This window comes from Nitrospirillum guanabarense, from assembly GCF_034653355.1.
In the GTDB taxonomy this organism is placed as follows: Bacteria; Pseudomonadota; Alphaproteobacteria; order Azospirillales; family Azospirillaceae; genus Nitrospirillum.
The window spans coordinates 1,005,473-1,016,398 of the sequence record NZ_JAYEER010000001.1; the positions used below are offsets into that span (position 1 = coordinate 1,005,473).

6 protein-coding genes and 1 pseudogene are annotated in these 10,926 nt (G+C 69.5%); 5 read left to right on the forward strand and 2 right to left on the reverse strand.

The window, feature by feature from the left end:
- Positions 1-74 precede the first annotated feature (74 nt).
- Positions 75-1,313, reverse strand: a complete 1,239-nt coding sequence (locus UAA55_RS04185) for an aspartyl/asparaginyl beta-hydroxylase domain-containing protein (RefSeq protein ID WP_322951402.1) — start codon at positions 1,311-1,313, stop codon at positions 75-77.
- 277 nt (positions 1,314-1,590) lie between these two features.
- Complete coding sequence (sodC, locus tag UAA55_RS04190) at positions 1,591-2,139, reverse strand: superoxide dismutase [Cu-Zn] SodC (protein ID WP_322951403.1); 549 nt, start codon at positions 2,137-2,139, stop codon at positions 1,591-1,593.
- 203 nt (positions 2,140-2,342) lie between these two features.
- Between sodC and UAA55_RS04195 the strand changes: the two genes are divergently transcribed.
- The 5 genes and pseudogenes from UAA55_RS04195 to UAA55_RS04215 all read left to right on the forward strand — a co-directional run bounded on the left by UAA55_RS04195 (position 2,343) and on the right by UAA55_RS04215 (position 10,848).
- Complete coding sequence (locus UAA55_RS04195; RefSeq protein WP_322951404.1) at positions 2,343-3,050, forward strand: response regulator transcription factor; 708 nt, start codon at positions 2,343-2,345, stop codon at positions 3,048-3,050.
- Between the two features lie 257 nt (positions 3,051-3,307).
- Positions 3,308-4,350: pseudogene (locus UAA55_RS04200) on the forward strand (HAMP domain-containing sensor histidine kinase).
- Between the two features lie 70 nt (positions 4,351-4,420).
- Positions 4,421-6,301 (forward strand): ABC transporter ATP-binding protein/permease, encoded by a 1,881-nt coding sequence (locus tag UAA55_RS04205; RefSeq protein WP_322951406.1) that lies wholly within the window; start codon positions 4,421-4,423, stop codon positions 6,299-6,301.
- The gene (locus UAA55_RS04210) at positions 6,202-7,506 is read left to right on the forward strand and encodes an ABC transporter permease (protein WP_322951407.1); all 1,305 of its coding nucleotides are present in this window, start codon (positions 6,202-6,204) and stop codon (positions 7,504-7,506) included. Before UAA55_RS04205 ends, UAA55_RS04210 begins: the two co-directional genes overlap by 100 nt.
- A 525-nt stretch (positions 7,507-8,031) precedes the next feature.
- Positions 8,032-10,848 (forward strand): TonB-dependent receptor, encoded by a 2,817-nt coding sequence (locus UAA55_RS04215; protein ID WP_322951408.1) that lies wholly within the window; start codon positions 8,032-8,034, stop codon positions 10,846-10,848.
- The last annotated feature ends 78 nt before the right edge of the window (positions 10,849-10,926 follow it).

Genomic DNA, 10,926 nt, shown 5'->3' on the forward strand with positions numbered 1-10,926 from the left:
GGACCGGTACCCGCCGGTCATATGTGCCAGTGCGCGGCCCCGCTCATCATATGCTAAGGCATAGCTTGGCCAGTTCAGAGGCCGCCGTCCGACCCAGTCGCCGCCGGCGGGTCGCCGTTGAAGCGGTCGATGCCGGTCATGACCCGGGTGATCATTTCGCGCTCGGCGGCGCTCAGGTGCGGGTGCCAGATGTCGAACAGCAGGATGACGCGGGTCTGGTCACTGTCGTTCCAGGCCTCATGCTCGATGGTGTCGTCGAACACCCAGGCCTCGCCCACCTTCCACTCCCGCGTCTCGTTGCCGACACGGAAACCGCAGCCCGGCGGCACCACCAGGGGCAGGTGCACCACCAGCCGGGTGTTGGACACACCGGTGTGGGCGGGGATGCGGGTGCGGGGCTTCAGGACCGAATACATGGCGGCGGGCGACTTGCCCGGGACCTGTGGCTGCGGCATGGCGTCCAGCAGGGCGGCGGTGTTCGGGCAGCGGGCGCGGTTCTCCAGGTGCGGCCGGCCGTAATGCATGAAGTGGAAGGCGCTCCACCGCGGGGAATGGTTCAGTTCCGCCCACTGGTCCAGGGGCAAGCCCTCCGGATAGGCGATATAGGGCACGAACCGCTGCGGATCGTCCTCGTCCCGCAACACGGCCGCCAGTTCCGCCCGCACGGCGTCGGTGCCGGCCTCCAGCTCCGCCAGCCAGGGGAATTCCTCGCGCTCGAAGAACTCGATGGCCGGCAGGCCCGGATAGAAGAACTGCGCCGGCTGTTGGTGGTAGGGCTTGGTCCGGCCCAGCGCCATGTCGACGAAGCGGGCCATGCGCCGCGCTTCCCCACTGGCGCAGCGACGCAGGTCGCCGTCGATTTCTTCCTTCAGGAAGCGGTCCAGGTCGGCCAGGTAGCCGGCGTACCGTTCCCGCGCGCGGGCCACCGCCCGGGCGGTGGCGGCGTCCAGCACCGTGTCGGGTGGGGCCAACTGCAGGGCGACGCCGTAGGCGGCACCGGCTTGGCGCGCCTGTCCCATGCCGTCCAGCAGCGAGGCGCGCATCAGCAGGGCCATGAAATTGCGGGCGTCCAGCGCCAGCGCCCGGTCCAGGGCCGACAGGGCGGTGCCGGGCTGACCCAGCGCGCGATGCGCGCCGGCCAGGTTCAGCCACAGGGGCACCTGGCTCGGGGTGAAGGACAGCGCTTCCTCCAGCAGGGCCACCGCCCGCGCCGGCTGGCCGGCCACCATGGCGCGGACCGCCGCCGCGTTCAGGCCACGCGCCTGCTCCTCCGCCTCCGGCCGGGTACCCCCGGCCTCCGACCAATCACTCATAACGCCCCCGCGTTTCCCGGATGGCGCCGACATGATGGGAATGCTCCGGAACCTTGCGCCCCGCGTTTCCCGCCAGCACCCTCCCGGTTCCGTTATAGACGCCGCCGTACGCGTTCCGCCTTTATGCCTAATACTATAGGCGGGGCGAAAGAGGACCCACAAGGGGGCGCAACAGGATTTGTTACGTCGCTTAAAATTTAGGCATCTTGCAAAAAATTAAGTCCCGGCGAGGGCGCCCCGCCGGGACTTCACTCACCGCGACCTGGATCGGACGGTACTATTTCTCACCCACCACGCCACAGGCGATGCGTCCGCCGCCACCGCCCAGCGGTTCCGGCGTATCGGAGAAGTTGTCGCCGCCGGCATGGATGACGAAGGCGTGGCCGGCCAGGTCGGCCAGCTTCAGATGCGGCGCCGTCAGCGGCTCGGATGAACTGCTGCCATCAGCCGTGACCGTCAGCGGCGGCAGGTCGCCCTTATGGCCGTCGGCCGTGGGGCCCAGGTGCTTGCCCGTGCTGGCGGGGTCGAAATGCCCGCCGGCGCCCAGGCCCGCGCCGGGCTTGCCGTCCTTCTCCCCCGGCTGGCACGAGGCGTTGGCGTGCAGGTGGAAGCCGTGCACCCCGGGTGGCAGGCCGGTCAGCTTGGGTGTCAGCACCAAGCCGTCGCCGCCCTCGGTGGCGGTGATGGTGCCGATGGCGGCACCCACGCCGGTGGCGGTGATCAGGTGCACGGTGGTGACGACCGGGGTGGCGGCCAGGGCCAGGCCCGGCGCGGCGATCACCATCGCGCCCCACAGCAACGCGGCGCGCGGAATGGACTTCGTCATGGTTTCCCTCCAGATGGGCCGGCATTCCCTTGGTCTGGGCGCGGGCTTATGGGCAGGTTGGTTAACGCGGCGAATGATAGGGGAGAAGACGGGGGGCTGCCAGCAGGCAGGCTGTGTAGGCCGGAAGTCGCGACTATGTCGCGGCCCCGGTGTTTCACGCTATCGTCGCGCGTGCACACCCCTGCCCCAAGGTTTCCCTTCGCATGACCCCGCCCCCGCCCGATGGTGCCCGCATCCTGCTGGTGGAAGACGACGACCGGCTGGCGCCCCTGGTGGTGCGCCATCTGGCCGAAAGCGGCTTCCAGGTCGACTGGGCGGCGGACGCGGCGGCGGCGGACGCGCACTTGCGGACGCACGCCGTCGACCTGGCGGTGCTGGACATCATGCTGCCGGGGGAGGATGGGCTGTCCCTCTGCCGCCGCATCCGCCGCGACCACGACATCGGCATCATCATGGTCACCGCCCGGGGGCAGGAGGCTGACCGCATCCGGGGCCTGGACCTGGGTGCCGACGACTACCTGCCCAAGCCCTACAGCCTGTGGGAGCTGGAGGCGCGGGCCAAGGCGGTGCTGCGCCGCTGCATCCGCGCCACCCCGGCGGCGGCGCCGGCCGTGCAGCGGGCCGGCCCGTTCCGCATCGACGCCGGCAGCCGCGCCGCCAGCCTGCATGGGCAGCCCTTGGACCTTACGCGCACGGAATTCGACCTGCTGGCCCGGCTGGCGGGCGACCCCGGCCGGGTGTTCAGCCGCGACATGCTGCTGGAATGCGTGCGGGGCGGGGAGACGGACGCTTTCGACCGCGCCGTCGACACCCATATCAGCAACCTGCGTCGCAAGATCGGCGACGACCCTAAGACCCCCACCTTCATCCGCACGGTGTGGGGCGTGGGTTACCGGTTCCACCTGTCATGAAGACGCCGGGCCTGTTCCGCCTGATGTTCTGGCGGGCGCTGCTGCTGGTGGCCGTCTGCCTGGGCATCCTGGTGACGCTGTCCTTCCATTTCCAGGCGCGCTTCCTCTATGGCGACTGGCAGCATGACCTGCGGGATGAGGCGCGCTGGCAGGCCAGCCGCTGGCCGGCGGACCAGGACCCGGCGGCGCTCGCCCAGGCCTGGCGGGCGGCGCATGACCGGGTGCGCCTGACCGTGCTGGCGGCGGACGGCCGGGTGATGGCGGACAGCCGGCCGGACAAGCCGCCCCTGGACCCCCGTCTGATCGGCCCAGCGCATCAGGATCTGGAGGTGCTGGTGGGTGCCGCCCCGCTGCCTGACGGCGGCACTCTGGTGCTCAGCCGCGGGGGGCAGCCGGCGGTGCCCCTGCATGTGGAATTCGTGCCGGTGGTGCTGGTCTTCGTCGGCTTGGCCGCGCTCTTGATCTGGCCGCCGGTGCGCGACCTGACGGCGGCCTTCCGCCGCCTGTCCACCCTGGCCGCCCGCGTGGCCGGCGGCCATTTCGGAGAGACGCTGGACCCGCCGCGCCAGCGCGAATTGGCGGGCCTGGTACGGTCCTTTAACGACATGTCGCGGGCGCTGCGCGATGCCGAGGCCCGGCAGCGCCGGCTGCTGGCCGACGTGTCACACGACCTGCGTTCCCCTCTTGGTCGCCTGCGGGCGCTGGGGGAGACCATCGCCCGCAGGCCGGAACAGGCGGCTCCCCACTTGGCGCAGATGGATGCGGAGATCGCGCTGATGGACCGCCTGATCGGCGACATCCTGGAAGCGGCGAGGGTGGAGGAGGGGGCCGTCCCCCTGGTGCGGCAACCGGTGGCGCTGGCCGAATGGGCGCGCGACGCCTTCGCCCGGCTTTCGCCCCGCATCGGGCAGGTGGGCATCGCCGTGGATATGAGCGTGGCGGGGGACCGGACGGTCCGCATCGATGCCGGGCGGCTGTTCCAGGCCCTGGGCAATCTGGTGGACAACGCCGTGACCGCGACGCTGGGCCGGGCGGAGGCACGCATCACCCTCGGCCTGCGGGTTGACGACGCCGGCTGGCGGGTGACGGTGGCGGACAACGGCCGGGGCATCCCGGCGGCCGACCTGCCCCACGTCTTCGACCGCTTTTACCGTGTCGACCGGCACCGGGGGGCGGGGGCGCCGGCCTGGGCCTCAGTATCGCCCGGGCGCTGGTGGCGGCGCAGGGCGGTCGGCTGACGCTGGACAGCGCGGTGGACGCCGGCACCACGGCCATGATGGACTTCCCCACACTTTCCTGACACGCGCGCCAACAGCGCCCGACACAGCCCCTCCATCCTGGCCGCTCTTTAACCGGGGAAGGGGGTGCTGGTGTCGCCTGTCATTCAATTGCTGGCCGCCGGGCGGACGTTCCGCCAGGGCGGGCCAAGGGGCGCGGGGGCGGAACATGCCGCCCTGCGGCCCGTCACCGTGACAATAGGCCGGGGGCAGTACGTGGCGGTGACGGGGGCGTCCGGTTCCGGCAAGTCCACGCTGCTGAACCTCGTCACCGGTGTGGACCGGGCCAGCCAGGGCTCCGTCCGCGTCAACGGCACGGCGCTGGAAACATTGGGGGAGGGGGCGCTGGCCCGCTTCCGGGGAACCCACATCGGCATCGTCTTCCAGTTCTTCGAGCTGATCCCCACCCTGACCGCGCTGGACAACGTCGTGCTGGCGATGGACCTGGTGGGCGTCGTGCCGGCCAAGGCGCGACGCGCCCGGGCCCTGTCCCTGCTGGGGGATGTGGGCCTCGCCGACCAGGCCTTCCGCCCACCGGGGCGCCTGTCGGGCGGCGAGCAGCAGCGTGTCGCCATCGCCCGCGCCCTGGCCAACGATCCGCCCATCCTGGTGGCGGATGAGCCCACCGGCAACCTGGACCGCGCCAACGGGGAACGTGTGGCCGCGTTGTTCGACCGTTGCGTGGCCGACGGGCTGGACCGTCATCGTCGCCACCCACGAGCGGGGTGGCCTGGACCGCTATCACCGCGTGCTGCGGGTCGAGGACGGCCAAGTGACAGAGGGCGGGATGGCGGAGGGGGCGCCATGATCCCCGTTCGCCTGAAGAAGGTGGCACGCGATTTCGGCGTGCGCTGGGGCCGCACGTTGATGGCCTTCGCGGGCCTGACCATCGGCTTGTTCGTCGCCGGCGCGGTGGTGGCCGCCTATTCCCTGCTGCGCATCGACCTGGACGCCGGCTACCGCCGCACCAATCCGCCCAACCTGGTGCTGCGCACGGACGCCGTGGCGCCGGGCGTGTTGCGCCGGCTGGCGGCGTTGCCGGGCGTGGCGGCGATGGAGGAACGGCCCCTGGTGCCGGCGCGGATCGAAACCCAACCCGGCCGCTGGTGGCCCCTGGAACTGGCGGTGGTGGATGACTTCCGCGATGTGCGCGTGGCCACCTTCACGCCTGACGCCGGCCTGCCCCGAGACGCCTGGCCGCCCGCCACCGGCGGGCTGCTGCTGGAACGTGACGGGCGATATTTCATGGAAGGCGCGCCGGGCGGCGCCCTACCGCTACGCTTCGCCGACGGCGGGACGGCCAGCGCCGCCTTCACCGGCTATGTGTTCGACCCCGGCCAGCATCCGTCCCGCATGGAAAGGGTCCTCTACGGCTACATCACCCGCGCCACCCTGGCCGCCTGGGGGCAGTCCCTGGACGGCACCCGCCTGCTGCTGACCGCGCGCGCGTCCAGCGGCCCCGACAGCGCCGGCGCCCTGGCCCCGGTGGTGGAGGCGACGTTGGCGGCGGCCGGGGTGGCCGTGCGGCGCATGGACATCCAGGACGTGCCGGTCTACGGCCACCAGAACCAGCTGGACGCGCTGCTGGTGCTGATGGCCGGTCTGGCGGTCACCACCCTGGTCATGGGCATGGTGCTGGTGGTCAACCTGGTCGACGGGATGATGACGCGGGAGCGGCGGGTGGTGGGGGTGATGCGGGCCCTGGGCGCCCGGCCGGGACAGGTGCTGCGCGACTATCTGCTGGCCACCGGTCTCCTGGGCCTGGGGGCCGCCCTGGCCAGCCTGTGGCCGGCGCTGTCGCTGGGCACGGTCATGGCCCGCTTCCTGGCCGCCGGCAACAATTTCGACCTGGTGACTCCCCGCCCCCCCTATGGGTGGCTGCCCTCATCCTGGTCTTCGGCGTGGCCATCCCCTTGGCCGTCGCCGGCTGGCGGGTGGGGCGGACGGTGGGTGTGCCGGTGCGCCTGGCCCTGATGAGGGCCAGCGGGCAAGGTGGCGGTGCCATGGCGGGACCGCTGGGCCGTACGGCCTTCCTGCCCCTGCTGCCCCGCCTGGCGCTGGGGGCGGTGATGCGCCGGCCCCGTCCCGCCGTGCTCAGCGCCCTGGTCCTGGCCATCGGCCTGGCCTTTTTCCTGACGGCCTTGAACGTCCGCGCCTCCATGCGGGGCACGGCGGCGGCGGTGGCGCGGACAAAGCCGTACGACGTGCAGTTGGCCCTGCGCCAGGCTTATCCGGTGGACCGCCTGCGCGGCCCACTGGCCGGCCGGGCCGAGGTCCGCGTCGCGGAATACTGGCGGACGGCGACGGCCGTGCCGATGGGGATGGATGGAAGGCGCCTGGGCAACGCCGTGCCCGTGGTGGCGCCGCCAGCGGACACCCGCCTGCTGCGTCCCGACCTGTTGGCCGGACGGTGGCTGGATGGGTCCCAGCCCCACGGTGTCGTCGTGACGCAGAAGCTGCTGGCCGACGTGCCCATGATCCGGTTGGGTGGCACCTATCAGTTGCGGTCGGGCGACCGCGTCGCGCGGGTCACCATCATCGGCGTGGCGCGGGAGTTCGGGCCCGGCCGCGTCTATGCCGCCACGGCGGTGATGGACGCCCTGCGCCCCGCCGTGGAGGACGCCGACCTGGTCTATCTGGCCCTGGCCCCGGGCGCGGACCAGCGCCGGGCCGCCCAGGCCCTCCAGGACGATCTCGCGTCCGCCGGCATCCAGGTGGGGAGCGCGGAAACGGCGGGGATGCTGACGGCCGTCATCGACGGCCATCTTGACTTCATCACCCTCATCCTGATGGCGATATCCGTCCTGGCCTTGGCGACCGGCACGCTGGGCCTGGCGGCCTGCATCGGCGTCAGCGTGGCGGAACGGACGCGCGAGGTCGGGGTGATGAAGGCCATGGGCGGCGGCGGGGCCGCGCTGGTGCGTCTGTTCATCTATGAGGCGGTGGTGATCGCCCTGGTGGGCTGGGCCGTCGCCTCGGCGTTGGCGCCCGTCATCAGCCGTCCGGTGGTGGCCCGCTTCGGCCAGAGCATCATCCGCTATCCCTTCGACTATCAGGCCAGCTCCTGGGGGACCGTGGCCGGCCTTGGGGTCGCCGCCGTGGTGGCGGCACTGTCGGCCCTGGCCCCCGCCCTGGCGGCCGCGCGCACGCCGGTCGCATCGGCCTTGCGCACGGAATAACGGCACAGCGTGTTTCGTTGCGGCTTTGTAACTCGATGGCCGGATCCGCAAGGGTCCGGCCATTTCATTGTGCACTTGCAACATTGAATACTGTGGCAACCAAGCAGAATTGGTTAACGGATGCCGCTCTGTCTGAATACGTATGTGATTGTTACTGGACCGTTGCACATACGTATGCGGACTATGTTACAAAAATCCGCCCCACACTATGATCGTCACAAATTCGGGAGGATACGGGGCCGGGGTGCCCAAGCACCCAGATCCAGGTTGATGCGCGATCAGGTTGAAATGCCAGTGCCGGGCACCGCGAAGCGCCTGGTACAATCGTACCTGCGCCTTCTCTGATCCATACCGTGACATTCATGACGTCGTGCAGAGGTGCCCCATCGACCGGGGCGGCCACGGCCTTCGCTCACGCCGGGGAAGCCCGGGGGGTATCCGCGCGTTCGGGCGGACGCTTTGAAGAACAGCAGCAACTGGGCCGGGTAACGGCCCGCGTAAGGCGAGACTTAAGGGGAGGGTGCCATGAGGAACATGAAGATCAGTTTGGCCGCCAGGTTGGCCCTGGGTGTCAGCGCCACCGTGCTGATGATGCACGGCTCCGCCCTGGCGCAGAGCGCGCCGGCCGATGCCGCCGCCGCCAATGATGACATGCAGGAAATCGTCGTCAGCGGCTTCCGCCACTCGCTGGAGACGGCGATCGAGGCGAAGCGCGACGCCAGCCAGATCGTGGAAGCGATCTCGGCCGAAGACATCGGCAAGCTGCCGGACAACTCCATCGCTGAATCGCTGGCCCGCCTGCCCGGCCTGGCCGCCCAGCGTGTCGACGGCCGCGCCCAGGTCATCAGCCTGCGCGGTCTGGGCCCGGACTTCACCCTGACCACCCTGAACGGGCGTGAGCAGGTGTCGACCGGCAACAACCGCAGCGTCGAATACGACCTCTACCCCTCGGAAATCATCAGCAGCGCCGTGGTCTACAAGACCCCGCAGGCCGGCTTCACCGCGCAGGGCCTGGCCGGCACCGTGGACCTGCAAACCGTGCGCCCGCTGGATTACGGCAAGCAGGTGCTGTCGGCCTCCGCGCGGTATGAGCAGACCTCCATCGGTAAGCTGAACTCAGACAGCGAAGACAAGGGCTACCGCGCCAGCGCCACCTACATCGACCAGTTCGCCCACAACACCCTGGGCGTGTCGCTGTCCATCGCGCACCTGAATTCCCCCACGCAGCAGGAAACCTCGCGTGTCTGGGGTTATCCGCAGCTGTCCAACGGTAGCTACGTCATCGGCGGTGACGAGGTGCGCGCCAACTCCGAGGAGTTCAACCGCACCGGCATCATGAGCACGGTGCAGTACAAGCCCACCGACAACTTCACCACCTCTCTGGATTTCTTCTACACCCACTATCAGGACTACCAGTGGCAGCGCGGCATCGAGATGCCGCTGCAGTGGGGCAATGGCTCGGCCATCGGCGCCCAGCCGGCCGTGGCGCTGCTGCCCGGCTACACCACCGTCGGCAACATGATCACCAGCGGCGCGTTCAGCGGCGTGAAGGGCGTGGGCCGCAGCGACGTGGGCAGCACCCAGTCCGACCTGTACTCCATCGGCTGGAACGGCCAGTATACCAAGGGCGACTGGACCGGCACCCTGGACGCCGGCTACAGCCTGGCCGATCGGACCACCACCCGCTTCGAATCCTACTTCGGCACCGGCTCCAGCGGGTCGTCGGGCGCCACCGACACCATCGGCTTCACCAATGTCGGCACCAATGAGGCGGGGTACCAGTACACCCACAACCTGAATTATGCCGACCCCAACCTGATCAAGCTGACCGATCCCAATAACTGGAACGGCGGTACCACCCCCTACGCCCAGAACGGCTACCTGAACAAGCCGCGGGTGCACGACGACCTGCTCTCGCTGAGGGGGGACCTGAAGAAGGACTTCCACGAAGTCGCCTTCCTCAAGGACATCGACATCGGCGTGAACTACACCGAGCGCAACAAGGAATACTACCAGCCGGAATGGTACGTCACCCTGACGTCCAACCTGACCGCGGCGGTCGATCCGCTGACCGGTGTCAAGGGCGCCAGCGCCGCCATTCCGTCCTGGGCCATGGTGGGCACCGCCGACCTCAGCTGGATCGGCCTGGGTAACACCGTCGCCTACAACCCGGTGGAACTGCTGTCCCGCGGCGTCTACAGCCTGGTGCCCTGCGCCCAGTACCGCGCCAACTGCACCAGCGACAGCCATTACACGGTGACTGAGAAGGTCACGACCGGCTTCGTCAAGGCGGACGTGGACGGGAACCTGGGCGCGGTGAGGGTCACCGGCAATGTCGGCCTGCAACTGGTCCATACCGACCAGTCGTCCACCGGCGTCGCCATCGTCGCCGCCAACAAGTACCAGGACCGGACCCAGGGTGTCGGCTACACCGACCTGCTGCCCAGTCTGAACCTGGCCTTCGTCCTGCCCAACCCGGACCATCAGATCCGCCTGGGCGCCGCCCGTGAGATGATGCGCGCCCGCATGGACCAGATGCAGGCCAACCTGTCCTACGGCTTCGACGCTTCCAAGGCCGGGATTTCCAATCCCAACAATGGCCCGTGGAGCGGCACCGGCGGCAACCCCTACCTGAAGCCCTGGTACGCCGACGCGGTCGACCTGTCCTACGAATATTATTTCAACAAGGCCGGCTACCTGTCTGTGGCGGCGTTCTACAAGAACCTGGAAAACAACATCTACAACAAGAGCACGCTGACCGACTTCACCGGCATCAACACCAACTCCGCCGCCACGCCGGCCACCAACCTGGGCTATGTCACCGTACCCGTGAACGGCACCGGCGGCATGATCGAGGGCGTGGAAGCCGCGTTCGCCGTGCCGCTGGACATGGTGTGGTCCAAGCTGGAAGGCTTCGGCATCAACGGCGCCGCCGGCTGGACGGAGACCGACCTGCAGGCGGGTTCCCAGGGTGTGGGCAGCGGCAACAGCACGCTGCCGGTGGCCGGCTACTCCAAGTGGACGGAGCAGGGCACGCTCTACTACGAGAACGGCGGCTTCGGCGCCCGCGTCTCGGTCACCCACCGCTCCGGCTACCTGTCGGAACAGACGGGCTTCGGCCAGGGCCGCGAGTTCGACATGGCGGTGCCGGAGACCCTGGTCGACGCCCAGGTCAGCTACGACTTCGGTGAAGGCGCCCTGAAGGGCCTGTCCATCGTCCTGCAGGCCCAGAACCTGACCGACGAGCCGGTCATCACCTACTACAACGGCGATACCACGCAGAATTGGCGGTACGAAAAGTACGGCGTCCGTTATCTGCTCGGCGCTTCCTACAAGTACTGAGCCGATAGGGTGGGGTCTCCCGCCGGCATCCCGGCCGGCGGGCGCCTCTCGCCTTTCTCCCCGAGCCCTCGTGAGGCG

What these genes read in the sequence shown, in the direction of transcription:
- UAA55_RS04185 (WP_322951402.1), bottom strand. Translation starts at nt 1,313, where the DNA reads ATGAGTGATTGGTCGGAGGCCGGGGGTACCCGGCCGGAGGCGGAGGAG.
- sodC (WP_322951403.1), bottom strand. Translation starts at nt 2,139, where the DNA reads ATGACGAAGTCCATTCCGCGCGCCGCGTTGCTGTGGGGCGCGATGGTG.
- UAA55_RS04195 (WP_322951404.1), top strand. Translation starts at nt 2,343, where the DNA reads ATGACCCCGCCCCCGCCCGATGGTGCCCGCATCCTGCTGGTGGAAGAC.
- UAA55_RS04215 (WP_322951408.1), top strand. Translation starts at nt 8,032, where the DNA reads ATGAGGAACATGAAGATCAGTTTGGCCGCCAGGTTGGCCCTGGGTGTC.